The sequence below is a fragment of the Catellatospora bangladeshensis genome, assembly GCF_016862575.1.
Lineage (GTDB): Bacteria > Actinomycetota > Actinomycetes > Mycobacteriales > Micromonosporaceae > Catellatospora > Catellatospora bangladeshensis.
Genome location: NZ_BONF01000027.1, coordinates 106,200 through 132,428, shown reverse-complemented (window position 1 = coordinate 132,428; position 26,229 = coordinate 106,200). Strand labels below are relative to the sequence as shown.

General features: G+C 73.4%; 21 protein-coding genes and 2 riboswitches. Of the genes, 5 read left to right on the top strand and 16 right to left on the bottom strand.

Features of this window, described 5'->3' with window-relative positions:
• Nucleotides 1–66: 66 nt before the first annotated feature.
• The 5 genes from cobM to Cba03nite_RS22640 form a co-directional block, all read right to left on the bottom strand.
• Nucleotides 67–864, bottom strand: a complete 798-nt coding sequence (cobM, locus tag Cba03nite_RS22660) for a precorrin-4 C(11)-methyltransferase (RefSeq protein ID WP_203749699.1) — start codon at nt 862–864, stop codon at nt 67–69.
• Nucleotides 861–1,586 (bottom strand): precorrin-2 C(20)-methyltransferase, encoded by a 726-nt coding sequence (gene cobI / locus Cba03nite_RS22655; RefSeq protein WP_203749697.1) that lies wholly within the window; start codon nt 1,584–1,586, stop codon nt 861–863. Before cobI ends, cobM begins: the two co-directional genes overlap by 4 nt.
• Nucleotides 1,577–2,920, bottom strand: coding sequence for a cobyrinic acid a,c-diamide synthase CobB (locus Cba03nite_RS22650; protein WP_203749695.1), 1,344 nt, complete (start codon nt 2,918–2,920; stop codon nt 1,577–1,579). The genes cobI and Cba03nite_RS22650 overlap by 10 nt, the downstream gene beginning before the upstream one ends.
• A gap of 46 nt (nt 2,921–2,966) precedes the next feature.
• Nucleotides 2,967–3,581 (bottom strand): cob(I)yrinic acid a,c-diamide adenosyltransferase, encoded by a 615-nt coding sequence (gene cobO, locus Cba03nite_RS22645; protein WP_203749694.1) that lies wholly within the window; start codon nt 3,579–3,581, stop codon nt 2,967–2,969.
• Nucleotides 3,582–3,728: 147 nt separating this feature from the next.
• Nucleotides 3,729–5,798: a VWA domain-containing protein gene (locus Cba03nite_RS22640; RefSeq protein ID WP_239125949.1), complete on the bottom strand. Its 2,070-nt coding sequence runs from the start codon at nt 5,796–5,798 to the stop codon at nt 3,729–3,731.
• An 87-nt stretch (nt 5,799–5,885) separates the two neighbouring features.
• A riboswitch (cobalamin riboswitch) is annotated at nt 5,886–6,040 on the bottom strand.
• A gap of 256 nt (nt 6,041–6,296) precedes the next feature.
• Between Cba03nite_RS22640 and Cba03nite_RS22635 the strand changes: the two genes are divergently transcribed.
• The 3 genes from Cba03nite_RS22635 (at nt 6,297) to Cba03nite_RS22625 (ending at nt 10,781) form a co-directional block, all read left to right on the top strand.
• Nucleotides 6,297–7,736 carry a trypsin-like serine protease gene (locus Cba03nite_RS22635; RefSeq protein ID WP_239125948.1) on the top strand — a complete coding sequence of 480 codons (1,440 nt, stop codon included), beginning with the start codon at nt 6,297–6,299 and terminating at the stop codon, nt 7,734–7,736.
• Nucleotides 7,737–7,849: 113 nt separating this feature from the next.
• The gene (locus Cba03nite_RS22630) at nt 7,850–9,778 is read left to right on the top strand and encodes a M14 family metallopeptidase (protein ID WP_203749788.1); all 1,929 of its coding nucleotides are present in this window, start codon (nt 7,850–7,852) and stop codon (nt 9,776–9,778) included.
• Between the two features lie 82 nt (nt 9,779–9,860).
• Nucleotides 9,861–10,781, top strand: a complete 921-nt coding sequence (locus tag Cba03nite_RS22625; RefSeq protein WP_203749692.1) for a GNAT family N-acetyltransferase — start codon at nt 9,861–9,863, stop codon at nt 10,779–10,781.
• An 81-nt stretch (nt 10,782–10,862) separates the two neighbouring features.
• Here Cba03nite_RS22625 and Cba03nite_RS22620 read toward each other — a convergent pair whose 3' ends face one another.
• The 3 genes from Cba03nite_RS22620 to cobN form a co-directional block, all read right to left on the bottom strand.
• Nucleotides 10,863–11,702 carry a DUF6585 family protein gene (locus Cba03nite_RS22620; RefSeq protein WP_203749690.1) on the bottom strand — a complete coding sequence of 280 codons (840 nt, stop codon included), beginning with the start codon at nt 11,700–11,702 and terminating at the stop codon, nt 10,863–10,865.
• A gap of 1 nt (nt 11,703) precedes the next feature.
• Nucleotides 11,704–12,060, bottom strand: a complete 357-nt coding sequence (locus Cba03nite_RS22615) for a hypothetical protein (RefSeq protein ID WP_203749688.1) — start codon at nt 12,058–12,060, stop codon at nt 11,704–11,706.
• Nucleotides 12,061–12,155: 95 nt separating this feature from the next.
• Complete coding sequence (gene cobN, locus Cba03nite_RS22610) at nt 12,156–15,806, bottom strand: cobaltochelatase subunit CobN (RefSeq protein WP_203749686.1); 3,651 nt, start codon at nt 15,804–15,806, stop codon at nt 12,156–12,158.
• Between the two features lie 56 nt (nt 15,807–15,862).
• A riboswitch (cobalamin riboswitch) is annotated at nt 15,863–15,982 on the bottom strand.
• A gap of 38 nt (nt 15,983–16,020) precedes the next feature.
• On the opposite strand from cobN, the gene Cba03nite_RS22605 reads away from it, so the two are divergent.
• On the top strand, nt 16,021–16,377 hold the full coding sequence (locus tag Cba03nite_RS22605) for a DUF2784 domain-containing protein (protein ID WP_203749684.1): 357 nt from the start codon (nt 16,021–16,023) through the stop codon (nt 16,375–16,377).
• Nucleotides 16,378–16,526: 149 nt separating this feature from the next.
• Here the strand turns inward: Cba03nite_RS22605 and Cba03nite_RS22600 are convergent, their stop codons facing one another.
• The 8 genes from Cba03nite_RS22600 to Cba03nite_RS22565 all read right to left on the bottom strand — a co-directional run bounded on the left by Cba03nite_RS22600 (nt 16,527) and on the right by Cba03nite_RS22565 (nt 25,365).
• Nucleotides 16,527–18,320 carry a nickel/cobalt transporter gene (locus Cba03nite_RS22600; RefSeq protein WP_203749681.1) on the bottom strand — a complete coding sequence of 598 codons (1,794 nt, stop codon included), beginning with the start codon at nt 18,318–18,320 and terminating at the stop codon, nt 16,527–16,529.
• Complete coding sequence (locus tag Cba03nite_RS22595; protein ID WP_203749679.1) at nt 18,317–19,783, bottom strand: tetratricopeptide repeat protein; 1,467 nt, start codon at nt 19,781–19,783, stop codon at nt 18,317–18,319. The genes Cba03nite_RS22600 and Cba03nite_RS22595 overlap by 4 nt, the downstream gene beginning before the upstream one ends.
• A gap of 85 nt (nt 19,784–19,868) precedes the next feature.
• On the bottom strand, nt 19,869–21,479 hold the full coding sequence (locus Cba03nite_RS22590) for a DUF4331 domain-containing protein (RefSeq protein ID WP_203749678.1): 1,611 nt from the start codon (nt 21,477–21,479) through the stop codon (nt 19,869–19,871).
• A gap of 383 nt (nt 21,480–21,862) precedes the next feature.
• Complete coding sequence (locus tag Cba03nite_RS22585) at nt 21,863–22,252, bottom strand: PPOX class F420-dependent oxidoreductase (protein WP_203749676.1); 390 nt, start codon at nt 22,250–22,252, stop codon at nt 21,863–21,865.
• Nucleotides 22,253–22,289: 37 nt separating this feature from the next.
• On the bottom strand, nt 22,290–22,568 hold the full coding sequence (locus Cba03nite_RS22580) for a DUF6510 family protein (protein ID WP_203749673.1): 279 nt from the start codon (nt 22,566–22,568) through the stop codon (nt 22,290–22,292).
• 2 nt (nt 22,569–22,570) lie between these two features.
• Nucleotides 22,571–23,335, bottom strand: coding sequence for a ferredoxin reductase (locus tag Cba03nite_RS22575; RefSeq protein ID WP_203749671.1), 765 nt, complete (start codon nt 23,333–23,335; stop codon nt 22,571–22,573).
• Nucleotides 23,305–23,901, bottom strand: coding sequence for a sulfite oxidase-like oxidoreductase (locus Cba03nite_RS22570; RefSeq protein ID WP_239125947.1), 597 nt, complete (start codon nt 23,899–23,901; stop codon nt 23,305–23,307). Before Cba03nite_RS22570 ends, Cba03nite_RS22575 begins: the two co-directional genes overlap by 31 nt.
• A 180-nt stretch (nt 23,902–24,081) precedes the next feature.
• Nucleotides 24,082–25,365 (bottom strand): citrate synthase, encoded by a 1,284-nt coding sequence (locus Cba03nite_RS22565; protein WP_203749665.1) that lies wholly within the window; start codon nt 25,363–25,365, stop codon nt 24,082–24,084.
• 208 nt (nt 25,366–25,573) lie between these two features.
• Here Cba03nite_RS22565 and Cba03nite_RS40390 point away from each other — a divergent pair, with 208 nt between their 5' ends.
• The gene (locus Cba03nite_RS40390; protein WP_212839449.1) at nt 25,574–26,092 is read left to right on the top strand and encodes a nucleoside deaminase; all 519 of its coding nucleotides are present in this window, start codon (nt 25,574–25,576) and stop codon (nt 26,090–26,092) included.
• Nucleotides 26,093–26,229 lie beyond the last annotated feature (137 nt).

Genomic DNA, 26,229 nt, shown 5'->3' with positions numbered 1-26,229 from the left:
ACGTCCGGTCCGGGGACCGTGACTCGCGATGCCGTGCCGTCCGGGCCGGGTGGCAGGGCCGGCTGGTCAGGCACGGCCTGCTCGCAGGGCGGCGCGGGCGGCCGGGTCGGCCCGGCGGAAGCCGTGGAAGTGGCCGGGGTGGTAGAGGTGGCTGCGGGTGCCGACACCCTCGCCGAGCGCGGGCCCGACCAGGAACAGCGTGTGCTTCCACAGCCGGTGCTCCTTGACCGCCGCCTCCAGCGTGCCGACCGTGCAGCGCACGACCAGCTCCTCCGGCCAGGTCACCCGGTAGGCCACCACGACCGGCGTGTCCGGCGCGTACCCGCCCGTGAGCAGCTCGGCCGCGAGCTGGCCGGACCGGGCGGCGGACAGGAAGACGGCCATGGTCGCGCCGTGCGCGGCGAACGCCCGCACCGACTCGCGCTCGGGCATCGGCGTCTTGCCACCCTCCAGCCTGGTCAGCACGACCGACTGGGCCACCTCGGGCACGGTCAGCTCGCGCTGCACGGCGGCCGCCGCGGCGGTGAACGAGGACACCCCGGGGACGACCTCGGTGGGCAGCCCCAGTTCCCGGCAGGCGTCGAGCTGCTCGCCCAGCGCGCCCCACAGCGCGGGGTCGCCGGAGTGGATCCGGGCCACCACCAGGTCCTCGGCCGCGGCCTGGCGGTACAGGCCGAGCGTCTGCTCCAGGGTGAGCGCGGCCGAGTCGACGATCCGCGCGCCGGGCCTCGCATGCGACAGCACGTCGGGGTGCACCAGGCTGGCCGCCCAGATCACCACGTCGGCCGCGGCGATCGCGGCCGCTCCGCGCAGGGTGAGCAGGTCGGCCGCTCCGGGCCCCGCTCCGATGAAGACGACCTTCACAGCTTTCCGCCCCTTCCCTCACGCCGTCCCGGGATCAGCACCGCCGACAGGTACGGCGCCCCGTCCGCCGTGGCCAGCGGGGTCACGCTCTCGCCCGGCAGTCCCAGCCGGGTGCCGAGGACCGCTCCGCCGAGCCGCCCGGCGTCCTTCACCACGGCTACGACCTCGTCCAGGTGCCGCCCGCCCTTGTACGCCACCACCGTGCCGTCCTCGGCGTACGCCAGCGCGCCGGCCAGGGCCGTGGCGCCCCCGGCCAGCGGCACCAGCACCAGCGGCTCGGCGCCCTCGGCCAGCGGCACCCCGGCCGCCGCCGCGAGCGCCTGCATGGCGGTGATGCCGGGCGCGGTGGCGATCTCGACCTCGGGCAGCAGCGCCCGGACCGTGGCGGCGAGGTAGCCGAAGGTGGAGTACACGTTCGGGTCGCCGATGGTGGCGAACGCGGCGGTGCCGCCGGTCTCGCGCAGCCAGTCCGCGACGCGGGCGCCGGCCTCGTCCCAGTGGGACTCGCGGCGGCGCGCGTCGGTGCGCTCGTTCAGGGCGAACACCAGCCGCTCGACGCGGTCGTGCCCGGCGTGCGCGCGGACCGTCGCCTCGGCCCGGCCGGTCTCGCCCAGGTCCATCACGGGCACGAACACCCGGCCCGCGTCGCGCAGCAGGCGCACCGCCTGGAGCGTCACCAGTTCGGGGTCGCCGGGGCCGACGCCCACTCCGATCAGGCGCATGCGGCACGCACCGTCCGCACCGCGAAGCCGGGCTGCCCGGCCCAGTGCAGGTGCAGGTAGGAGGCGTGTACCCGATGCTGGACGAAGCCCTCGGCGGCGGTGCCGCGCCAGGCCCAGGCCGGCGCGGGCCCGGCGGCGGGCGCGACGGCGGTGCGGTGGAACTCGTGCCCGGTGACGCGGGTGCCCGGCTCGGCGAGCACGCTGCCGGACACGGCGACCGCGTCGCGGTAGCCGAGGGTGAGCCGTTCGGTCATCACGGCCCGCGCGTCGAGCACCCCGCACATCTCGTGCCCGTCCAGCGACCGGGCCAGCCACAGCAGCCCGGCGCACTCCGCAGCGACCGGGCGGCCGGCGGCGGCGAGTTCGCGTACGGCGTCGCGCAGCGGCTTGTTCGCGGCCAGCTCGGCGCCGTACACCTCGGGGAAGCCGCCGCCGGCCACGAGCCCGGCGGTGCGCGGCGGCAGCGCCTCGTCCCGCACCGGGTCGACGTGCACCACCTCGGCCCCGGCCGCCCGCAGCAGCTCGGCCTGCTCGGCGTAGCCGAACGTGAACGCGGGCCCGCCCGCGACGGCGATCACCGGCCGCTGCGCCACCGGCTCGCCCACCGCCTCGGCGGCCGACCAGGGCGTCACGTCCAGCGGCGGCGCGCCGTGCGCCACCGCGAGCACCTCGCCCAGATCGACGCCGTCCGCGACCAGCTCGCCCATCGCGCGTACCCCGTCCACGGCCGCGCCGCTCTGCTCGGCGGCGGGCACCAGGCCCAGGTGCCGCGAGGGCACCGCGACGGCGTTCGCCCGCCGCAGCACGCCGAGCACCGGGGCGCCGACCTCCTCGCAGGCCTCGCGCAGGATCTCCTCGTGCCGGTCGGAGCCGACGCGGTTGAGCACCACCCCGCCGAGGCGCACCGTGCCGAACGAGCGGAACCCGTGCAGCAGCGCGGCCACCGAGCGGCCCTGCCCGGTCGCGTCGACCACGAAGACGACCGGCGCGTCCAGCAGCTCGGCCACGTGCGCGGTCGAGCCGAAGGCGCCCTGGCCGGAGCGGCCGTCGTACAGGCCCATCACGCCCTCGACGACGGCGAGCTGCGCACCCGCCGCGCCGTGCGCGAACAGCGGCCCGACCAACTCCTCGCCGACCAGCGACGGGTCCAGGTTGCGGCCGGGCCGCCCGCAGGCCAGCGAGTGGTACGTCGGGTCGATGTAGTCCGGCCCGACCTTGAACCCGGCGACGCTCATGCCGCGTGCGGTGTACGCCGCCAGCAGCCCCGTCGCCACGGTCGTCTTGCCGTGCCCCGACGCCGCCGCGGCGACCACGATCCGCGGGATCGTCACCACCCCGCCACCGCCCGCCCGCACGTCACCGCGCCGCCGTCCGCCCGCTTCACCATTCGATCCCCGCCTGGCCCTTGCGCCCCGCGTCCATCGGGTGCTTCACCTTGCCCATCTCGGTGACCAGGTCGGCCGCCTCCAGCAGCGCGGGGGCGGCGTACCGGCCGGTGATCACGACGTGCTGGGTGCCGGGGCGCTCGCGCAGCGTCTCGACCACGTCGCCGACGGGCACCCAGCCCCAGTGCAGCGGGTAGGTGAACTCGTCCAGCACGTAGAAGCCGTACCGCTGCGCGGCCAGGTCGCGCTTGATCTGCGCCCAGCCCTCGGCGGCCTCGGCGGCGTGGTCGCGCTCGTCGCCGGGCCGGGCCAGCCAGGACCAGCCCTCGCCCATCTTGTGCCAGGTCACCGGGGCCCCGGCGCCGGTCCGCGCGTGGGCGTCGCCCAGCGCCCGGAACGCGGCCTCCTCGCCGACCCGCCATTTCGGGCTCTTCACGAACTGGAAAACGGCGACGGGCCAGCCGACGTTCCAGGCGCGCAGCGCCATCCCGAAGGCGGCGGTCGACTTGCCCTTGCCGACGCCCGTGTGCACCGCGAGCAGCGGCCCCTTCCGGCGCTGCCGGGTGGTCAGCCCGTCGTCGGGCACGTGCTCGGGTCTGCCCTGCGGCATCTCAGCACCTTCCTGTCGGGTCAGTGGCGGCGTCAGCCGGCCGGGCGGCGCCAGGGCGGCCGCGCCGCGGCCCGGTCGTGCGTGGCGCGTTCCCGGCGCCGGGCTCGTCGCACTCGCGGTCACGGCGACGGCGGCCGCCCGCGCTCATCAGGCGGCCCGGCGGCGGTCGCGGCGGGCCACCCCGGCGAGCCCCTGCGCGGTGACGTCCGCCAAGGGCACGTGCTCGGCGCCCAGCCGGGCCGCGAGGCGGGCGGCCAGGCCCAGCCGGACCGGTCCGGACTCGCAGTCCACGACGACGGCGGCGAGCCCGCCCGCAGCCAGGCCGTCGGCGACCCGCATGGCCTCGCCGACCGGGTCCGCGCCCGCGGTCGCCCGGCCGTCGGTGACCACGACCAGCAGCGCCCGGCGGCGCGGGTCGCGCAGCCGCTCCACCCGCAGCGTGTGCGCGGCCCGGCGCAGTCCCGCCGCGAGCGGGGTGCGCCCGCCGGTGGGCAGCTCGCGCAGCCGCGCCGCGCCCGCCTCGACGCTGGACGTCGGCGGCAGCACCAGCCTGGCCTCCGCGCCGTGGAAGGTGACCAGGCCGACCTTGTCCCGCCGCTGGTACGCGTCGAGCAGCAGCGACAGCACCGCGCCCTTCACCGCGCCCATCCGCCTGCGGGCCGCCATCGAGCCGGACGCGTCCACGCAGAACAGCACGAGATTGGACTCCCGCCCGCGCCGGACCGGCTCGCGCAGGTCGGCTGCGGCCAGCAGCAGCGGGCCGCCGGGCCGGCGGCCGCGCGCGCCCTGCCACCGGGCCGCGGCCCGGACGGTCGCCGCCAGGTGCAGCGCGGCCAGGCCCCCGCCGGGCACCCTCGCGCCGACGGTGCGGCCGTTCCTCGTGTACGCGGGCGAGCGCCGTCCCGCCGTGCCCTCGCCCGTGCCCGGCACCGCGAACAGCCGCGCCCGGCGCGGCGCGGCGGCCTGCGCGTGCTGCTGCCCCGCTCCCGCGAACCGGCTGTCCCCGTCCTGCTCCCGCCGCTGCGCGCCGCCATGCGGCCGGGCCGCCGGAGCCTCCCGGTCGGGCGCGCCGCCACCGGGTCCGTCGGGCCGGGGACGATCGTCGGGCCCGTCGTCGTCCGGGCCGCCGTCCGGATCGGTGTCCCGCGGATCGGTATCACGCGGGTCGCTGTCCGTCGGAGCGGCCGGGGGCGCGGCGTGCCGCAGGGCGTCCTCCAGGGCCTGTTCGTCGAGGTCGGGGCTGTCGAACGGGTCGCGGCGGCGGCGGTGCGGCAGGGCGAGCCGAGCCGCGTCGCGTACGTCCTGCGCGGTGACCTCCGGGCGGCCGTGCCAGGCGGCCAGGGCCAGCGCGGCGCGGGCCACCACCAGGTCGGCGCGCAGCCCGTCCACCTCGAACGCGGCGCACACCCCGGCGATGCGGATCAGCTCGGCGTCGGGCAGCACCACACCGGGCAGCCTGGTGCGCGCGGCCACGATGCGCTCGGCGAGCGCGGCGTCGGCGCCGGCCCAGCGCGCGGCGAGACCGGCCGGGTCCGCCTCGTACGCCAGCCGCCGCCGCACCACCTCGGCGCGTTCGCGCGGCTCACGCGGGGCGCGCACCTGCACCGCCAGCCCGAACCGGTCGAGCAGCTGCGGGCGCAGCTCGCCCTCCTCCGGGTTCATGGTGCCGACCAGCAGGAACCGGGCGGCGTGGCGCACCGAGACGCCGTCGCGCTCGACGTACGCCTCGCCCATCGCGGCGGCGTCGAGCAGCAGGTCGACCAGGTGGTCGTGGAGCAGGTTCACCTCGTCCACGTAGAGCACGCCGCGGTGGGCCGCGGCCAGCAGGCCGGGCGCGTAGGCGGCCTGGCCCGAGGTGAGCACCCGCTCCAGGTCCAGCGCGCCGACCAGCCGGTCCTCGGTCGCCCCCACGGGCAGCTCGACCAGCCGGGCGCGCCGCACCAGGACGTCGGATCCGGCCTCATGCGGCCCGTCCGGACAGGCCGCGTACGGCGCGGCCGGGTCGCAGCCGAACCGGCAGCCCGCGACGGCCTCCAGCGCGGGCAGCAGCGCGGCCAGCGCACGGACCACGGTGGACTTGGCGGTCCCCTTCTCGCCGCGCACCAGCACCCCGCCGACGCCGGGCGAGACGGCGTTGAGGAGCAGGGCCAGCCGCAGGTCGTCCAGACCGACCACGGCGGAGAACGGGTACAGCGGGGTCAACGCCCGCTCAGGCACGAGCCCATGCGCGAGTCCTCTCCGCGGGTTTCCTCGCCCGCGAACACCGGTGGACAGCGACGTCGTCGGCGTCGCCGGAGCGGCCGGAGTGTCCTGGCTCCCGGATCGACGCTCCCCCTCGGCCTTCCAGCCCTGCGGCCGTGACCTGGGGACGACGCGGCGCGCCGTGGCGGCGCGGGCGTCGGGAGGGGTCGCTCCCCGGTGACAGTGGCGGGACCGCCCCGGATTCACACCGGGTTCCTCCACTGCCGCTCACCGGTCATCGTGGCGCAAGAGCGCCCCCGCGTCAAAGCGGGTCGCCCGTCGGTGCGCCGTGTCCCGGGCACATGGCGCCGTGCCGGGCCCGCCCCCTGGCATTCGCGGCCCGGCACGACATCACGTCGTAACAATCAACTTCAATATTGCTATACATCATTGTCTTCCGCTAGCTTCCAGGGAAACTCTCCGGCGGTCCCGCGCCAGAAGCGCCCGCCGCCGGGTGGACCTTGGGAGGATCCTGTGAGGCACTCACTACGCACGACGCTGCGTGCCGGCGTCGTCGCGCTGGCCGGCGCGATGATCGCCATGGCCGCGGCGACGGTCCCGGCCCAGGCCGCGCCGACCGACCCCGGACTCGTCGACGGACCCGATCTCGTCGTGGGCGGCACCCCGGCCGCGCAGGGCGAGTTCCCGTGGATGGTGCGGCTGTCCATGGGCTGCGGCGGTGCCATGTACACCCAGAGCCTGGTGCTCACCGCGGCCCACTGCGTCGGCGCGACCGGCAACAACACCTCGATCACCGCCACCTGGGGCGTGGTCGACCTGCAGAGCTCGTCCCGGGTCACCCGGACCTCGAACTACGTCTACCGCGCGCCGGGCTACAACGGCACCGGCAAGGACTGGGCGCTGATCCGCCTGTCCAGCCCGATCACCCAGGCCCCGCTGCTGAAGATCGCCACGGACACCTCGCTGCACAGCGGCGAGTTCGACGTGATGGGCTGGGGCGCGACGGCCTCCGGCGGCGGCCAGCAGCGCTACCTGCTCAAGGCGAAGGTGCCGTTCATCACCGACACGCAGTGCCAGAGCGCCGGCGGCAGCTACTCCGCCCTGGTCTTCAACGAGGAGATCTGCGCGGGCAACTGGAGCTCCGGCGGCGTCGACACCTGCCAGGGCGACTCCGGCGGCCCGATGGTCAAGAAGAACGCGTCCAACGAGTGGATCCAGGTCGGCATCGTCAGCTGGGGCATCGGCTGCGCCCAGCCGCAGAAGCCCGGCGTGTACACCGAGGTCCGCTACTTCTCCACCGACATCTACAACGCGGCGGTCTCCCTCGGCGGGGCGCCGGGCGGCGTCTCGGTGACCGGCCCCGGCAACCAGTCCACCGTGGTCGGCACCGCGGTCACCCTGAACAGCACCGCGTCCGGCGGCACCGCGCCGTACTCGTGGTCGGCCTCCGGCCTGCCGGCGGGCACCTCGATCAGCTCGTCGACCGGCCAGATCACCGGCACGCCGACCACGGCGGGCAGCTACAGCGTCACGGTCACCGCGACCGACAGCGCCAGCAAGACCGGCACCGCCTCGTTCACCTGGACGGTCAACCCGGTCGGCGGCTGCGCCGCGAGCACCAACGGCACCGACGTGAGCATCCCGGACAACAACACCACCGGCGTGTACAGCAACATCGTCGTCTCCGGCTGCACCGGCAACGCGTCGGCGACCTCGACGGTCGAGGTGCACATCGTGCACACGTACAAGGGTGACCTGGTCGTGGACCTGGTCGCGCCGGACGGCTCGGTGTACAACCTGCACAACCGCACGGGCAGCAGCACCGACAACATCGACACGACCTACACGGTGAACCTGTCGGGCGAGGTGAAGAACGGCACCTGGCGCCTGCGCGTACGCGACCTGGCGTCGATCGACACCGGCTACCTGAACTCCTGGACGCTCACCCTCTGACACCCCTCCGTCAACGGCCCGGCCCCCGCCACCCCGCGGGGGCCGGGCCGCGCGCCCCCACCCCCGCGCCCCCACCGACCCCAGGAGGGTTCCCCGTGCGCAGACTCGCGCTCATGCTCACCGCGCTGGCCACCGGCGCCGCGCTGACCCTGGCCGCACCGGCCGGCGGCGCACCCGCCGACGACGCCGCCACCACGTCCACCCAGTACCGCGTCGTCGGCCCGAAGACGCTCGCCGACCGCGACGCCGTGGCCCGCACCGGGGCCGCCATCGACCTCGTCGAGCACGGCAAGATCTACATCACCGCGACCGGCGCCGAGGCCGCGCACATCCGCAAGCTCGGCTTCACGCTGGAGCCGCTGCCCGCGCCGCAGCAGGTGCCGAGCGTGGACGGGCCGCTGCTCGGCTTCCCGTCGGCCGACTCCGGCTTCCACGACTACGCCGAGATGACCGCCGAGCTCAACCAGATCGTCGCGGACCACCCCACCCTGGTGCGCAAGTCCGTGATCGGCACGTCGTACGAGGGCCGCGACATCGTCGCGCTGAAGATCTCGGACAACGTGGCCACCGACGAGAACGAGCCCGAGTTCCTCATCAACGCGCACCTGCACGCACGCGAGCACCTGACCGTCGAGATGGCCCTCTACCTGGCCAACCTGTTCACCGACAGCTACGCGTCGGACAGCCGGGTGCGCGCCGTGGTCGACTCGCGCGAGATCTGGATCATCCCGGACCTCAACCCGGACGGCGGCGAGTACGACATCGCGACCGGCTCCTACCGCTCGTGGCGCAAGAACCGGCAGCCCAACTCGGGCTCGTCGGCGATCGGCACCGACATCAACCGCAACTTCGGCTACAAGTGGGGCTGCTGCGGCGGCTCATCGGGCACCCCGTCCAGCGAGACCTACCGCGGGCCGGCGGCGTTCTCCACGCCGGAGGCGCGGGTGCTGCGCGACTTCGTGCTGTCCCGCCGGGTCGGCGGCGTGCAGCAGATCAAGGCCAACATCGACTTCCACACGTACGGCGAGCTGATCCTGTGGCCGTTCGGGTACACCACGGCCGACACGGTCAACCCCGGCATGACCCTCGACGAGCGCAACACGTTCGCCAACATCGGCGGGCAGATGGCGGCGACCAACTCCTACACCGCCGAGCAGGGCAGCGACCTGTACGTCACCGACGGCGACATCACCGACTGGCTCTGGGGCGACCAGCGGGTGTGGACGTACACGTTCGAGATGTACCCGAAGTCGTCCAGCCCCGGCTTCTACCCGCCGGACGAGGTGATCGCGGCGCAGACCTCGCGCAACAAGACCGCCGTGCTGATCCTCGCCGAGTACGCCGACTGCCCGTTCCGGGCCATCGGCAAGCAGGCGCAGTACTGCGCCGCGGCGAACGACTTCTCGATCACGGCCAGCCCGGCGTCGGGCTCGGTCAATCCGGGCAGCGCGGTGACCTCGACCGTCAGCACCGCGCTCACCGCCGGCAGCGCGCAGACGGTGAACCTGTCCGCGAGCGGCCTGCCGACCGGCGCGACCGCCTCGTTCAGCCCGTCCTCGGTCACCACGGGCGGCTCGGCCACGCTCACGATCAGCACGAGCGCGTCCACCCCGGCGGGCACCTACCCGGTGACCATCACCGGCACGGGCACCGGGGCCACCCGCACGGCGACCTACACGCTGACCGTCAACGGCGCGCCGGGCTGCTCCGGCACCAATGCCAACGACGTGACGATCAGCGACAACGCCACGGTGTACAGCGACATCACCATCGCCGGGTGCAACCGCAACGCGTCGGCGACCTCGACCGCCGAGGTGCACATCGTGCACACGTACCGCGGCGACCTGGTCGTCTCGCTGGTGGCACCGGACGGCAGCGCGTACACGCTGCTCAACCGCTCCGGCGGCAGCGCCGACAACGTCGACCAGACGTTCACGGTGAACCTGTCGAGTGAGGCCGCCAACGGCACCTGGCGCCTGCGTGTCCAGGACGCCGCGTCCGGTGACGTCGGCTACGTCAACACCTGGACGCTGACCCTCTAGCGTCCCGCTCGGCCACCGGTGGCGTCCGCAACGGCGCGGGCGCCACCGGTAATTCGTTTGCCGCCCCTGTTAGACAGGCTGTGTGACGAGCGAACCCGTGATCCGCGAAGCGACCATCGCCGACGTGCCCGGCATGGCGCGCATCAGGTATGCCGCGTTCCCCTGGTTCACCGCCAGCGTGGCGCAGCAGGAGGTGTGGTGGCGCACCAGCCGCCCCGAGGGCCGGACGCTGCGGCTCGTCGCCCTGCACGACGGGCTGCCGGTCGGCTGGGCCTCCGGCGGCTTCAACGTGTCGACCACCGAGGAGGGCGCCGGTCACGTGGAGCTGGTGGTGCACCCCGAGCATCGCGGCCGCGGCCTCGGCAGCGCCCTGTACGACCGGATCGAGGAGCACCTGCGCGCCATCGGCGTACGCCGGGCGCGCGCCTTCGCCACCGAGGACGCGCCGTCGTTGCGCTGGGCGCAGGCGCACGGCTACACCCAGGGCGCCCGCGACCGCTACGCGAAGCTCGACACCGCCGTGCTGCCGCCCGTGCCCGCGCTGCCCGCCGGTGTCACGGTGTGCAGCCTCGCCGAGGCCGGCCGCGAGACCGTGTACGACCTCGACCAGGCCGCCTCGATCGACGAGCCGGGCGACATGTCCTTCGACGGCACCCCGTTCGACGTCTGGACCGCCCGCTACTGGGAGAGTCCCGACCAGCAGCTCGACATCGGCACCGTGGTCATGGTCGACGGCGTCGCCGCGTGCGGCACGTTCTTCGAGGCGAATCGCGAGCTGGGCAAGGGCATGTCCACCGGCACCTGCACCCGCCGGGAGTACCGCGGCCGGGGTCTGGCGAAGATCGCCAAGTCGGTCGCCCTGCGCCGCGCCGCCGAGGCCGGCATACACACCGCGATCACCTGCAACGACTACACCAACGCGCCGATGATCGCGGTCAACGACTGGCTCGGCTACCAGCCCTTCGCCGACGAGTACTCCTACCTCAAGCACTTCAACGCCTGACGCGGACGCGGTTTCGGGGAAACTGCACGAAATCAGCGCGGCTTTCGCCCAGTTTCCCCGAAACTGCAGGACCGGTCCCGTCTACTGCTCGGCGCCGCGCAGCTTGGCGAGGATCGTTTCGGTCATCAGTAGGAACGTGTGGGCGTTGGGCATCTGGCCGAAGCTCACCTGCGGGGACACCCGCTTGCCGGCGCGGTCCACGACGCTCACGAAGCCCTGGGCGACCTGGATCCCGCCGACCTGCGGCCAGGGCACGACCTTGCCCTTCTTCGTGGCCAGGCCGTCCTCGGTCACCGTCAGGTCGCCGAAGGCGACCGGGTTGCCCTTGTCGAAGTACGACAGCGCCTTGGGCAGCTGGGCCTGCGCCACCTGGGCGGCCAGCGCCGGGCCGAACCGCGCCATGTCCGTGTGGATCTGGCGCATCCGCGTCTGGCGGCCGTCGTTGCAGGTGATCCGGTAGTCGTAGACGGTGGTGGTGACCCCGCTGTTGTTGACCACGACGATCGCCGCGAACAGCGTCTGCACCTCGTCGAACCGGTAGACCTCGGTGCCCTTGCGGCGCACCCAGACCCAGCCGCGCTCGAACAGGTGCACCTGGAACCCGCGCGCCGTCTTGGACACGGCAGGGCTGCGCAGCAGGAGCCACAGGAAGCCGGCCAGGAACAGCGCGGTGATGCCCCACAGCACGGCCGAGGCCACCGCGGCGGCGCTCTGGCCCTCCTCGGTGGCCGACGAGCTCGCGCCGACCGTGGCGAAGACGGCGATCACGCCGAACAGCGCCACGAAGATGCCCAGGCCGACCGACGCCTGCTTGTTCCACTTCGCCGGGTAGGTCTCCCGGTGGGCGCCCAGGTCGCGGGCGGCGGCGGCCGCGGTGACCTCGGCGGGGACCGCCGCGGCGGACTCGATGTCGACGCTCATGTCAGCCCTTCTGCGTCCACGCCTGGGCGGCAGCCACCTGCTGCGCCTCCCTGCGGCTCTCGCGCCGCCCGGCGAGCAGCGATCCGGCCGCGATGAGCAGGAACAGCGCGCCGCCGCCGAAGAAGACGATCCGCATGACCTGGCGGCCCTCCGCCGTCTTGACCTTCATCTCGTCGTAGGTGTGCCACGCGGTCTCGGTGTCGGTCACCAGCAGGCACTTCTGGCCGGGCTCCATCGTCTTGTCCGCGCACTTCACCGAGTCGCCGGAGGTGGCCAGGAATCCGATCACGAGGCACAGCAGGCCGATGAGGCCGCACATCACCACGCCGACCATCAGGCCGGCCTTGGGCTTCGCCATATGTTGATCTCCCCGTACAGGAATGTGTGGCCGCCACCGTAGCCACGCTGGAGATCAGCTGTGAATCGCCCGATCACCCGAGCAGGACGTCGCCGTCAGCCCTCCAGCTCGCCCTCCACGGCCAGGTACGCCTCCCGGAGCGCGTCCAGCACGGCCGGATCCGGCTCGGACCACAGGCCGCGCTCGGCCGCCTCCAGCAGGCGCTCGCTGATGCCGCGCAGCGCCCACGGGTTGGACCGCTCCAGGAACTCGCGCACCTGCTCGTCGAACACGTACGCCGCGGCCAGCTTCTCGTACATCCAGTCGTCGACGACCCCGGCCGTGGCGTCGTAGCCGAACAGGTAGTCCACGGTCGCGGCCAGCTCGAACGCGCCCTTGTAGCCGTGCCGCATCATCGCGCCGATCCAGCGTGGATTGACCACCCGGGCCCGGAACACGCGCTTGGTCTCCTCGGCCAGGGTGCGCGTCTTCACGCTGTCGGGCAGGTGCGAGTCGCCGATGACGGCGCTGGGCGAGACGCCGGTCAGCGCGCGCACCATGGCCACCATGCCGCCGTGGTACTGGAAGTAGTCGTCGGCGTCGACGATGTCGTGCTCGCGGGTGTCCACGTTCTTGGCCGCTACGCTGACCCGCCGGTACACCCGCTCCAGGTCGGCGCGGGCGGCCCGGCCGTCCAGGTCCCGGCCGTAGGCGTAGCCGCCCCAGACCGCGTACACCTCGGCCAGGTCCCGGTCGTCGCGCCAGTTGCGGGCGTCGATCAGCGGGAGCAGGCCCGCGCCGTACGCCCCCGGCTTCGAGCCGAAGATACGGGTGGTGGCCCGGCGCCGGTCGCCGTGCTCGGCCTCGTCGGCGCGGGCGTGCGCGGCCAGGAAGTTGTCCGCGTCCGGCTCGTCCAGCGCGGCCACCGCCCGCACCGCGTCGTCGATGAGCGCCACCGCGTGCGGGAACGCGTCCCGGAAGAACCCGGAGATGCGCACCGTCACGTCCACCCGCGGCCGGCCCAGCTCGGACAGCGGCACCACCTCGAACCCGCTGACCCGCCGGGACGCGTCGTCCCAGGTGGGACGGCAGCCCAGCAGTGCCAGCACCTCGGCGATGTCATCGCCCTGGGTCCGCATCGCGGACGTGCCCCACACGGTCAGGCCGACCGTGCGCGGCCACTCGCCCGTCTCCTCGCGATGTCGCGCCAGCAGCGAATCCGCCAGCGCCACGCCCACGTCCCAGGCGTTGCGCGACGGGATCGCCTTCGGGTCCACGGAGTAGAAGTTGCGCCCGGTCGGCAGCACGTTGACCAGGCCGCGGGTCGGCGAGCCGGACGGCCCGGCCGGGATGTAACGCCCGTCCAGGGCGCGCAGCACCGCGGACACCTCGTCCACGGTGGCGTCCAGCCGCGGCACCACCTCGGTCGCGGCGAAGCGCAGCACCGCCTCCACCGCGTCGTCCGGGCCGCCGAGCACCTCGGCGACCACGGCCGGGACCTTCGACGGCTCCCAGCCCAGCGTCTCGTTGCCGAGCACCAGCCGCCGGGCCACCCCCTCGATCAGGTCCACCGCGTCCGCGCCGGTCCGGGCCGGGCCGTCGGCGATCTCGGCCAGATCCTGCGGCACGGCTGCCGCCGCGCCCGGCTCGGCCAGCAGCGCGCGCTCGTCCAGGCCGAACCGGCGGCACAGGGCGGCGCGCAGGCCCGGCAGCGCGCCGCGCCGCCCGCCCCACACCTGGTTCGCCCGCAGCACCGCCAGCACCAGGTTGACCCGCGCCTCGCCCTGCGGGGCACCGCCGAGCACGTGCAGGCCGTCGCGGATCTGCGAGTCCTTGACCTCGCACAGGTAGCCGTCGACGTGCAGGATGAAGTCGTCGAACTCGTCCGCGCCGGGCATGCCGTCCTGGTGCAGGTCGTGGTGCAGCTGCGCGGCCTGGATCAGGGTCCAGATCTGGGCGCGCACGGCGGGCAGCTTCGCCGGGTCGAGCGCCTGCACGGTGGCGTACTCGTCGAGCAGCTGCTCCAGCTTCGCCATCTCGCCGTACGTCTCGGCGCGGGCCATCGGCGGCACCAGGTGGTCCACGATCACCGCGTGCCCGCGCCGCTTGGCCTGGGTGCCCTCGCCCGGGTCGTTGACGATGAACGGGTACACCAGCGGCAGGTCGCCCAGCACCGCGTCCGGCGCGCACTCCCGGGACAGGCCCAGGCCCTTGCCCGGCAGCCACTCCAGCGTGCCGTGCTTGCCCAGGTGCACCACCGCGTCGGCGCCGAAGGACTGCTCCAGCCACCGGTACGCGGCCAGGTAGTGGTGGCTCGGCGCGAGGTCCGGGTCGTGGTAGATGGCGACCGGGTTCTCGCCGAAGCCGCGCGGCGGCTGGATCATCAGCAGCACGTTGCCGAAGCGCAGCGCGGCCAGCACGATCTCGTCGCCGTCCACGTACAGCTCGCCCGGCGGCTCGCCCCACGCCGCCCGGATGCCCTCGCGCAGCCCGTCCGGCAGCGCCGCGAACCAGGCCGTGTAGTCGCGCAGCGGCACCCGGGCCGGGGCGGCGGCGAGCTGCTCCTCGGTCAGCCACTCCACGTCGTGCCCACCCGCCGCGATCAGGGTGTGGATCAGCGCGTCCCCGTCCTCGGGGAAGCCTTCGCCGAGGTCGTAGCCCGCCTCGCGCAGCGCCCGCAGCAGCACCACCGCGCTGGCCGGGGTGTCCAGGCCCACCGCGTTGCCCACCCGCGAGTGCCGGGTCGGGTAGCTGGACAGCACGATCGCCAGCCGCTTGCGCGCGTTCGGGATGCCGCGCAGCCGGGCGTATCGGCACGCGATCCCGGCCACCCGGCGCGCCCGCTCCGGGTCGGCCGCGTACACCGGGATGCCGTCCGGGCCCGGCTCCTTGAACGAGAACGGCACCGTGATCAGCCGCCCGTCGAACTCGGGGATGGCCACCTGCATCGCCGCGTCCATCGGGCTCAGCGCCGCGTCCGAGTCCGCCCAGGCGGCCCGGGACGAGGTCAGGCACAGGGCCTGGAGCACCGGCACGTCCAGCTCCGCCAGCGCCGCCACCGACCACGCCTCGTCGTCGCCGCCCCCGGCCGCGTCGGCGGGCGTGGTGCCGCCCGCGGCCAGCACCGTCACCACGATCGCGTCGCAGGTGCGCAGCAGGTCGCGCAAGCCGTCCGGCACGCCGCGCAGCGAGCCGCAGTACACCGGCAGCGCGTTGGCGCCCGCCTCGCGCAGCGCACCGGCCAGCGTGTCCACGAACGCGGTGTTCCCGGCCAGCTCGTGCGCCCGGTAGTAGACGATGCCGACCGTCGGGCGGGCCGGATCATGGTCCGGGCCGGGGCGTACGCCGTACTCCGGGGTGCGGGCCGGCGGCGCGAAGCCCTCGCCCGTCATCAGCAGCGTGTCGGACAGGAAACGGTGCAGCTCGCGCAGGTTGCCCGCGCCGCCCTCCACCAGGTAGGCCAGCGCCTCCCCGGCCACCCGGGCGGGCACGGTGGACTCGGCCTGCAGCGCGGCGTCGGGCAGCGCCTCCCCGCCCAGCACCGCGACCGGCACCCCGGCGGCGAGCACCGCGTCGAGCCCGTCCGGCCAGGTGCGGCGGCCGCCGAGCAGGCGTACCACCACGAAATCGACGCCCGCCAGCAGCTCCGGCACGTCGCCGGGGTCGAGCCGGGACGGGTTGGCGATGCGCCAGGCCGCGCCGCAGGCGCGGGCGGCGAGCAGTTCGGTGTCCGCTGTGGACAGCAGCAGGCCCTGGGCAGCCGTCATGACCGCGTTCCTCCTTCGGGGTCCGCGCCCCGGTAGCAGAGTCGTCGCGGCGGCCGGAGTCTCCTGACTCCCGGATCGGCGCCCGTCCCCGGCCTTCCCTTGCGGTGGCCGTGGGGTTGGGGACGGGCTCCCCGGTAACAGTGGCGGGACCGTCTCGGATTTCCACCGAGTTCCTCCCTGCCGCCATCGGGATCGTAGCGGCAGATAATGGAGCATGGGCTATCGGGCGCTCGCCGACGCCACCATGGCGGTGCACTTCCTGTTCCTGGCGTACGTCGTCACGGGCGGGTTCCTGGCCTGGTGGCGGCCGTGGCTGCGCTGGCCGCACCTGGCCGCGGCGGGCTGGGGGTTCGCCACGATCGTGTTCGGGCTGACCTGCCCGCTCACCTACGTCGAGAACTGGGCCCGCCTGCGCGCGGGCGAGCAGGGCCTGTCCCGCGGCTTCATCGACACCTACCTCACCGGCGTCGTCTACCCCGAGCGCTACACCCTCCAGCTCCAGATCCTCGCCGCCCTCCTCGTCCTCACCTCCTGGCTGATCCCCCTACTGAAAGGAAGGGCACCTTCTTAACGCTTTACGTAGAGGAAGGTGCCCTTCTTAACGTCGCCGCCGGGGCCGGCCTCCGTGGGTGCGGTAGATCTTGTGCAGTTCGTGCTGTCCTGACGACACCAACCGCACAAGATCTACGTGGCGGTCCGGGCGACGGCCTGGCGTCGACGTCAGACGACCAGAGCGGCGGCTCGCGCGGCCAGCCCCACGCCGACCAGCAGCACCATCGCACCGGCCGCGTACGGGCCCGCCGGCCGGAGCCGCCGGAACCTGCTCAGCCTGCCCGCCCACCGGTCCCGCACCTTCAGCAGCATCAGGCCCGCCGCGGTGAGGGTCGCCGCCATCCCCAGCCCGTACGCCAGCACCAGCAGGATGCCGAAGCCCGTGCGGCCGAGCGCGATCGCGCCGAGCAGCACCACCAGCGCCGACGGGCTGGGCACCAGGCCCGCCGCCACCCCGATGGCGCCGATGCCCCACCGTCCACCGCCCCGCCTGACGGGCGCGTGATCGTGGGCGACGACGCGCGGATGCGCGTGATGCTGCGCGACGCCGTGCTGATGCGGGTGGGTGTGGTGAACCTCGTGGCTCTCTGTGTGGTGGTGCGCAGCCTCGTCTGGACGCGTGTGCTGGTGAGCGGCTCCGGCGGGATGTGGGTGGCTGTGGTGGAGACCGTGCGGGTGAGTGTGTTCGTGGGTGGTTGCGCGGGCCGGTGTCGTCGGGTGGTGGCCTTCGTGTGAATGGGAGTGGGCGCGGCCGAAGAGCCCGTGGCGATGGGTGTGCTCGCCGGGGCGGCGGGCGTTGCGCAGCATGGCCAGGCCCACGGTGACGACGATGGCGCCGCTGGCCAGGCCGAGCCAGCCGAGCACGGTCTGCCCGGTCAGCCCGGACACGGCGGTGAGCAGCAGCCCGAGGGCGATGACGCCGCCGGTGTGGGTCGCGGTGACCGTCGCGCCGACGTACAGGGCGTCGCGGGGGCGACCCGCGCGCCCGGCCAGGTACACCGCCAGCACGGTCTTGCCGTGGCCGGGCAGCAGCGCGTGACCCGCCCCGAGCACCAGCGCGAGCAGCACCGCCAGCACCCCGACGGCCGGGGTGAGCCGATCCGCGCCGACCGCGCCCACCACCCGCTGCTGCACCCACGCCGCCCAGCGCAGCGGCGCCGCATCGTCCACCGCGCCCACCTGTCCGCCGGCCCCGCAGTCCCCGGCCCGACCGGCGGATCCAGCGGGACCGGCGGGACCGGCGGGACCGGCGGGACCGGCGGGACCGGCGGGACCGGCGGGACCGGCGGAGTCTCGGGAGTCGGCCGGATCGCCCGGAGCGGCGCACGTGTCCGCCGTGCCGCCCGGGGCGGGCTGGACGCTGATCCGGGCGTCGCGCACGTCGAGCGGCGACCCGAGCAGATCCAGGGGGTATGCGCGCAGCTCGTTCGTCGTGCTGCGGGCGGGGACCGGGGAGCCGGGCAGCGCGACGCCCACGCCGTACGCGGTGATCTCGTGCCAGCCGACCCGGCCCGGCAGGTGCCCGTTGCGCACGGTCAGCTCGGCGGCGCGGTCCAGGGCGGCGGGTGCGCTCAGGGTGCAGGTGACGCGGCTGGTGTGCAGCCCGGCCGAGCCGGGTTCCATCGTCATCGCCGCCGTGCCGACGGTCCAGCGCAGCGCGCCGCCGTCGACGCGTACCACGATGTCCTGGGCGAGGACGCCGCACGCGGCCGCGGCGTACCGGGCGAGTCCGGTGTCGTCGGCGACACCGTCGCCGCTGGTGTCCAGCATGGGCCGCAGCTGCAGGGTGGGCAGCTCGGCCTGGTCGAGGATCGCGGTCGCGTCCACCGCGCCGGGCCGCAGCGTGAGCGCGACGAGCTGGTTGACCGAGAAGTCGCCCAGCGGGTGGGCCTGCGCGGGGGCGGGCAGCAGCAGCGTGGCGGCGGCGGCCGCCGCGAACGCCAGGAACAGCTTGCGGATCATGAGGCACCTGCCAGGGCGAGGGCGCGCGCCGCGGCGGGCGCGTCGAGGGGCGAGAAGTGCGGGTTGAGGTCGAGGGCCCGCGCCAGGTCGCGGCGGGCCCCGGCACGGTCGCCGAGCGCCAGCTCGATCATGCCGAGGTGGTACGCGTACCGCGCGCTGCGCGCGCCCAGCGCCTCGGCGGCACGGGCGTACGGCAGCGCCTCGGCCGAGCGGCCGGCCTGGTGCAGGGCCCAGGCGAGGGTGTCGGCGACGTCGGTGTGGCGGCGGCGGGCCCACTCTGCCCCGGCCAGGCGCACCGCGGCCGCATGGTCGCCGCGGGCCAGGGCGAGTTCGGCCGCGGCGAGGTCGTCGGCGCCCCCGCCCGCTGCCAGCAGGTCGAGCGCGGCGCCGGCCAGCGCGAGCTGCGCGTCGGCCTCGGCGGCCCGCCCCAGCGAGCGCAGCAGCTCGGCGTGCTCGACGAGCAGGGACGGGGTAGGCGAAGCCGCCGCCAGCTCGGCATATGCGGTAAGCGCCGGCTCGCTCCGCCCCTCGGCGACGTCTACGCGCGCCATGCCATGCCGCAGTGGCAGGTAGTCACCCCGCGCGGCCAGCCCCGCCTGGTACTCGGCGCGTGCCGCGGCTAGGTCCCCGGCGTGCCAGGCGAGGTCGCCGAGCTGCTGCCGGACGAAGGCGACGTCGGCGGGTGCCACGGCGGTGGCCAGCGCCGCCGTCCACAGCCCGCGCGCCTCGTCGACCCGTCCGTGCTGCTCCAGGTCGTAGGCGGCGCGTGACAGCGCGGGCAGTCCCGGCCGCAGGTCCAGCATCGCCTGCACCGCCTCGGTCGCCTCGGCGGGCCGCCCGAGCTGGGTCAGCGCGTCGGCGAGCACGCCGTGCGCGTCGGCGCTGTACGCGTTGATCCGGATCGCCTGCCGGGCCAGCCGCTCGGCCTGCCCGAAGTCGTGCCGCGCGTTAGCCAGCGCGCCCAGCCCGACCAAGGCCAGATCGTTGCCACCGATCCTGTCACGCTCGTCTTGAACCCTCCCTCCGGCGTCGTCCCCGCCGTTCCGCTCGCCTCCGGTGCCACCGCCTGCGTTGAGATCGCCTCCCTTACCACCGCCTGCACCGCGCTGGATTCCATTACCGACGCCGCCCTTACCGCCGTTCCCGCTGCCGTCGGCTCCGGCGAGCGACGCCGGGCGCAGGCGCAGGGATTCGTGCAGTGCGCCTTCGGCGCGCGGGTAGTAGCCGGGGTCACCGGTGATCCGGGCCTGCTCGACATATGCGCTGCCCAGCTCGGCCCAGGTGCGCCAGTCGCCGGGCACCTCGCGCAGCCGCCGCTGGGCCTGCTCGATCGAGCGGACCAGCGGGTCCGTCGGCGCGACCGGCGGCTCGCCCGCCCACCGCTCGGGCGGGGCGCCGAACGCGCCGCCGAGCCCCACCAGCGCCAGCGCGGTGACCGCCACCGCCAGCAAACGCCGCTTCATGACCTTTCCTCCCCTTCCCAAACGCGACGCGTTAAGAAGGGCACCTTCTACTACGCAAAGCGTTAAGAAGGTGCCCTTCCTTTCATCAGGTGGTGCGGTTGCGGCGGCGCATCCACCAGCCGGCGAAGAAGAGCAGGCCCAGGCCGCCCGCGAGGGACGAGCCGACGACGGTCATCATGTCGCCGGTGGACATGCCCGGGTCGTCCGTCGCGGCGGAGGCCGGTGAGGCGTCCGCCGTACGCGGCCCCGGGTCCGCGCCCGTGCCGCCGCCGACCGTGTTGACGCCCGCCGCGTTGGGCAGGGCCACGTACGGGAACGTGTCGCCGAACGTGTTCTCGTTGGCGTCGACTCCGTCGCCGGTGGCCAGCGCGTCGACGAGCTGCCCGGTCTGCGCGGCGCCGACCAGTGCCTGCAGCTCGATGTCGACGACGTCGTCGGTGAGCCGCCGCCCGTTCGGGAAGCCCTGCAGGTCGCCGCCGAGCACGCCGAGCCGGTTCGGGTCGGCCGTGACCGGCACGGACAGGTTCAGCCGCAGCATCTCCGCCGGGCGGAACCGCGCCGGGTCGACGTCGGCGTTGTTCAGCTGCGAGTTGAGGTCCGCCTCGATCGGCCCGTCGGCCTTGGTGGTGATGCCGGTCAGGAAGATCTCGACGAGGTCGTTGCGCGGGGTGGCCGGGGCGGGGATGCCGTAGATCGCCTCGATCAGCTTGGGCACCTCGGGTTCGGTGACCCGCTTGACCAGCTGCGGGATCTTCGCATCGCCCTCGGGCTTGGACGCGTTGAACGCGTCCTTGAGCCCGGCGGGCGTCACGACCTCGTTGACCAGCGGGTTGCCCAGGCGCGAGACCTGGACCCGGTCGCCGGTACGCGGGTCGCCGGTGCGCCCGGTGATGCGTACGCGCGGCCGCTCGGTGGTCGTCCACACGCCGATCACGGGGTTGCGCTGCCCGTCGCCGCGCAGTGCCACGTCCTTGAACGGCACCTCCAGCACGATGCTGTTGACGTTGTACCCGGCGAGCGTGTCCTGCCCGGTCTCGCTCAGGTCACCGCCGTAGAGCAGGTCGAACACCCGCAGGTCCAGGAAGAACGGGTCGTCCGCCTGGCCGGCGAAGACGCGCCAGCCGCCGGGCAGCTTCTTCGTCGCCTGGTCGCGCAGCGTGCCGTAGTCCGGCATCGAGGCGTTGCCGACCCGGGACGGGGCCACCGGCACGTTGGTGGCGCGGGTGCGGAAGCCCTCGCCGTTGAACGACGACTCCAGCGTGTACGTCTGCCGGAACAGCAGGTTATCGTCGTCGAGCGAGGTCACCGGCCCGTTGTTGTAGAGGAACGTGTCGTTGCCGCGCTTGTCGGTGTTCTTGAAGGTCCACCGGAAACGGGCGTCCGGCTTCGCGTCGCCGTCGTTGTCCACATTGATCATGTACGTGGCGTCGGTCGCGAACGGGTAGAAGTTCGGGCCGCCGTTGGGCTCCTGGAACGGCACCCAGTTGGCCACGAAGGTGACGTAGCCGGGCCGGTCGGGGCTGACGAAGGCGTACAGGTCGGTCGCGTCGACGGCCGGGTCCATCGCGATCAGGGGCGCCTCGCGGTGGCTGGACGCGCCGGCCGCGCCGGGGCCGAGCGCGTACAGGCCGCCGGCGAGCGCGACGCACGCGGCCAGCGCCGCGGCGACGCGGTTGCGGCGAACGGTGAGTCTCATGGTCGGTCCTCCCCAGTCCTCTCGGGTCGAGGGGCCAGACGCGACTGCCGCGTCTGTTGCGGGGACTTCGGACCACGTCAGTCCATTGATGGGTGCCTGTCTGATTGCCGCCTGCGGGCCATCCGGCAGCACTCCGGCTCCGAAACACCTCTTCCGGCAGGTGCCGCGCCCGGCGTCGGCGGTCCTCCGGCGGGAGGCCGCGAAGATCGCTGTTTCGTGTCACTTCGCCTGGTAGAACCGCAGATCTTGACACGAGACAGCGATCATGCGCCCGGACGGGCCGGGCCGACGCCGCCCAGGCCGCGCGGCCGGGCAGACCTGGTGCCGAGGCGCGTTAAGAAGGGCACCTTCCTCTACGCATAGCGTTAAGAAGGTGCCCTTCCTTACTGGGACAGCTTGGCGGTGGGGGTGACTTTGACGATCACGCGGACCTCCTCGGGCTTGCGCCAGGGGTAGGACTCCTTGCCGAGGTACTTGTAGGCGAGCTTGTCGATGTGCGCGTCGGCGCCCTCCTCGACGAACTCGACGTCGCCCTTCACCCACAGGGTGCGGTAGTCGTCGTGCTTGTCCACGATGGAGATGCCCACCCGCGGGTCACGGACCAGGGCGTTGTACTTCACCCGGCCCTTGGCGGTGTTGAAGAGGATGTGCTCCCCGTCGGTGTCGATCCACACCGGGGTCACGTGCGGCGAGCCGTCGGACTCCGTCACGGCGACATGGGCGAGCTGGGCCTCGTTGAGCAGGGCGAGGTCGTCATCGGTCAAAATCGGCATAGCACGCAATGTACCCGTAATGACGTACGGATAACGGCTACTCCGGGGGCATCGGGATGCGCAGCGACATGGTGCCGCGCAGGTCCAGCCAGGCGTCCGACGGGCCCCGGACCAGCCGCATCAGCACCTCCTGGCAGGACGGGCAGCGTGCGACGAGGCCGGGCGCCTGCGCGTACACCTTCATGCCCGCCACCGGGCCCTCGCCCCCGCAGCTCACGCAGCGCCCCACGGCGCTGGTCATGTCCACGGTGAACAGCTCCCGCAGCGGCCCGGCCAGCGCGTTGCCGTCGGTGTACTCGTCGGAGAAGAGATCCATGGTCAGCTCCCGGTCGGCCCGAAACGCTCGGTCTTCACGCGGCGCGGGTCGTGCCCCAGCGCCACCAGGATGTCGGCGACCGTCTCCACGAACGCGGTCGGTCCGCACACGAAACAGGCCGGCTGGAAGTCCGGCGGCCAGCCACCGTTGTTCACGTCCGCCACGCTCAGCCGCCGCGGCGCGGTGGGCCAGCCCTCCGGCGCCTGCCGGGTGTACACGTAGCCGACGTCCAGCCCCATGTCGTCGCGGGCCCGCGTACGCAGCTCGTCGGCGTAGAAGCGGTCCTCCGGCGTACGCACCGAGTAGATCAGCCGGAACAGCGCCCGGCTGCCCGCCTCCCGCCGCGCCCGGATCATCGCCATCAGCGGCACGATGCCCGAGCCGCCCGCGATCAGCAGCACCGGCGCCGGATCGGCCGAACGCCAGACGAACCAGCCGCCCACCGGCCCGCGCAGCTCGATCACGTCGCCGGGCGACAGGGTCTCGGTGAGGTACGGCGAGACCTCCCCGTCGTCGACGCGCTGCACGGTCAGCGCCACGCGCGTGCCGTCGGCGGGCGTCGCGATCGAGTAGCTGCGCTCGGTGCTGTACCCGTCCTCGGCGGTCAGCCGCACGTCCACGTGCTGCCCCGGCAGGTGCCCCGGCCAGTCGGGCACGTCGAACACCAGCGTGCGCGCGCTGGGCGTCTCCTCGACGACCTCGGCCAGCCTGGCCGCGTGCCAGGCCAGCCGCCGGTTCAGTCCCCCTGATACCGCTGCTCGCGCCATGGGTCACCGTAGTCGTGGTAGCCGGCGCTCTCCCAGAAGCCCGGCTCGTCCTCGTCGGTCAGCCGCAGGCCGCGCACCCACTTGGCCGACTTCCACAGGTAGAGGTGCGGCACCAGCAGCCGGGCCGGGCCACCGTGCTCCGGATGCAGATCCTCGCCGTCGAACCTGTACGCGATCCACGCCTGCCCGTTGCGCAGGTCCTCGAACGGCAGGTTCGTGGTGTACCCGCCGTACGAGTGGACCATCACGTAGTCGGCCGCCGTGTCCACCCCGTCGAGCAGCACGTCCAGGCTGACGCCCTGCCAGCTGGTCCCCAGCTTCGACCACTTGGTGACGCAGTGCAGGTCGACGGTCGGCTGCTCGCTGGGCAGCGCCATCAGCTCCGCCCAGCTCCACCGGTGCTTCTCCCCCGCCTCGGTGACCACGACGAACTCCCACGTGTCCGTCGGCACCCGAGGCGTCGGCCCCGCCGTCAGCACCGGAAAGTCCTCGGTCAGATACTGCCCCGGCGGCAGCTTCACGCCACCGCCCTCAGCCCCCCGCCGCCCCCGGAACCCCGGCGACACGATCCCACCCATCCCCCACAACTACCACCCGCCGCCCGTCCCCCGCCCCGCTTCCGCTGCGTTGATCATGAAGTTAGGGCAGTGACACGCCGTCGAACCCGCCCATAAGTTCATGATCAACACAGAAGAGCAGGGCGCGCCCGCGAGTGCGGGGGCGCCCTGCCGAGGTGGTGCGGGTGGTCAGCGGTCGGTGACCGGGATGAAGTTGCGCTCGGGGGCGCCGGTGTAGACCTGGCGCGGGCGGCCGATCTTGGTGGCGGGGTCGCTCATCATCTCGCGCCACTGGGCGATCCAGCCGGGCAGGCGGCCCAGGGCGAACAGGACCGTGAACATCTTGGTGGGGAAGCCCATGGCCTTGTAGATGAGGCCGGTGTAGAAGTCCACGTTCGGGTAGAGCTTGCGGGAGACGAAGAAGTCGTCGGCCAGCGCGATCTCCTCGAGCTGCATGGCGAGGTCGAGCAGCGGGTCCGGCTTGGCCATGCGGCCGAGCACGTCCTGGGCCATGTTCTTCACGATCGCGGCGCGCGGGTCGTAGTTCTTGTAGACCCGGTGGCCGAAGCCCATCAGGCGTACGCCGTCCTCGCGGTCCTTGACCTTGCGGACGAACGCCGCGACGTCGCCGCCCTCGGCGCGGATGCGCTCCAGCATCGACAGCACGGCCTCGTTGGCGCCGCCGTGCAGCGGGCCGGACAGCGCGTTCACGCCGGAGGAGACCGAGGCGAACAGGCTGGCCTGGGCCGAGCCGACCAGGCGCACGGTCGAGGTGGAGCAGTTCTGCTCGTGGTCGGCGTGCAGGATGAGCAGCAGGTCCAGCGCCTTGGCGAAGACCGGGTCCACCTCGTAGTCGGTGGCCGGCACGCCGAACGTCATGCGCAGGAAGTTCTCGACGTACCCGAGGTTGTTGTCCGGGTAGAGCATCGGCTGGCCGATGGACTTCTTGTACGCGTACGACGCGATGGTGGGCAGCTTGGCCAGCATGCGCACGGTGGAGATCTCGACCTGCTCGTTGTCGAACGGGTCCTGGCTGTCCTGGTAGAAGGTGCCCAGCGCGCTCACCGCGGCGGACAGCACGGCCATCGGGTGGGCGTCGCGCGGGAAGCCCTCGAAGAACCGCTTCATGTCCTCGTGCAGCAGCGTGTGCAGGCGCACCCGCCCGGTGAACTCTTCGAGCTGCGCGGCGGTGGGCAGCTCGCCGTACATGAGCAGGTACGAGACCTCCAGGAACGTGGAGTGCTCGGCCAGCTGCTCGATCGGGTACCCGCGGTATCGGAGGATGCCCTCGTCACCGTCGATGTACGTGATCGCCGAGGTGCACGCCGCCGTGTTGACGAAGCCGGGGTCGTACGTGACGTACCCGGTCTCCTTCAGCACCTTGCCGATATCGAGCCCTGACGAGCCCTCGACGGCCGGCTGCACTTCCAGGGAGAGGTGTCCACCCGGGGTTTCCAGGTTCACATCCGCCACGACTTCCCTCGCTTTTTCGGGAGCTTCTCTTACCAAAGTTAAGTTTCAGGGTAAGCACTTGACGGCGGCATATGCCCTCTCCACCGCTGAGGGGAGAATCACGGTCCGTCCCGCGTTTTGCCTGGACTTGCCATCTTTTCTACCGAATGCGGGAGGGATGTCGGCCAGAGCACCCGCCCCGGCGCCGCCCGCGGCTTACCCTGGATCCGTGGCGACGGAGCCCATGGCCAGCGTGGACATGTCAGGCGAGGAAGCCGAACGCTGGCTTGCCCTCGCGGTGAAGTTCGCCGTCTCGAACGTGGAGACCGGCGGCGGGGGACCGTTCGCCTCGATCATCGTCAAGGGCGGCGAGGTGATCGGCCGCGGCGTGAACCGGGTCATCCGCGACCTGGACCCCACCGCGCACTCCGAGATCGTCGCCATCCGCGCCGCGTGCCGCCAGGCGCTGCACTTCCGGCTGCCGGGCGCGGTGCTCGTCTCCTCCTGCGAGCCGTGCCCGATGTGCCTGACCGCGGCGCTGTGGGCGGACATCGGGCGCATCATCTACGCCGTCGACCGGCACGAGGCCGCCGCGGCCGGCTTCCCCCAGGTCGAGCTGTACGACCTCTTCGAGGATCCGCAGCACACCTGGACCGTCCCCGTCGGCAAGATCTCCATCGCCCAGTCCCACGACCCCTTCGACGCCTGGCAGCGCACCAAACCCCAGCGCGAGGCCCGCCCCCGCTGACCCACGCCCGGGGCCCTCCCCGCTTGCACTTTCGGGGAAACTGCGGCATCCCGGCCGCGGCCGGCTGCAGTTTCCCCGAAACTGACCCTCCGACCCGGTGGGGTCGCGGGCGGGGCGCGGCGGGGGTATGCGGGAGG

Coding starts and splice junctions, on each gene's coding strand:
- cobI (WP_203749697.1), bottom strand. CDS start 1,586: ATGCGCCTGATCGGAGTGGGCGTCGGCCCCGGCGACCCCGAACTGGTG.
- cobO (WP_203749694.1), bottom strand. CDS start 3,581: ATGCCGCAGGGCAGACCCGAGCACGTGCCCGACGACGGGCTGACCACC.
- Cba03nite_RS22630 (WP_203749788.1), top strand. CDS start 7,850: ATGCTCACCGCGCTGGCCACCGGCGCCGCGCTGACCCTGGCCGCACCG.
- Cba03nite_RS22620 (WP_203749690.1), bottom strand. CDS start 11,702: ATGAGCGTCGACATCGAGTCCGCCGCGGCGGTCCCCGCCGAGGTCACC.
- Cba03nite_RS22615 (WP_203749688.1), bottom strand. CDS start 12,060: ATGGCGAAGCCCAAGGCCGGCCTGATGGTCGGCGTGGTGATGTGCGGC.
- cobN (WP_203749686.1), bottom strand. CDS start 15,806: ATGACGGCTGCCCAGGGCCTGCTGCTGTCCACAGCGGACACCGAACTG.
- Cba03nite_RS22605 (WP_203749684.1), top strand. CDS start 16,021: ATGGGCTATCGGGCGCTCGCCGACGCCACCATGGCGGTGCACTTCCTG.
- Cba03nite_RS22600 (WP_203749681.1), bottom strand. CDS start 18,320: ATGATCCGCAAGCTGTTCCTGGCGTTCGCGGCGGCCGCCGCCGCCACG.
- Cba03nite_RS22595 (WP_203749679.1), bottom strand. CDS start 19,783: ATGAAGCGGCGTTTGCTGGCGGTGGCGGTCACCGCGCTGGCGCTGGTG.
- Cba03nite_RS22590 (WP_203749678.1), bottom strand. CDS start 21,479: ATGAGACTCACCGTTCGCCGCAACCGCGTCGCCGCGGCGCTGGCCGCG.
- Cba03nite_RS22585 (WP_203749676.1), bottom strand. CDS start 22,252: ATGCCGATTTTGACCGATGACGACCTCGCCCTGCTCAACGAGGCCCAG.
- Cba03nite_RS22580 (WP_203749673.1), bottom strand. CDS start 22,568: ATGGATCTCTTCTCCGACGAGTACACCGACGGCAACGCGCTGGCCGGG.
- Cba03nite_RS22575 (WP_203749671.1), bottom strand. CDS start 23,335: ATGGCGCGAGCAGCGGTATCAGGGGGACTGAACCGGCGGCTGGCCTGG.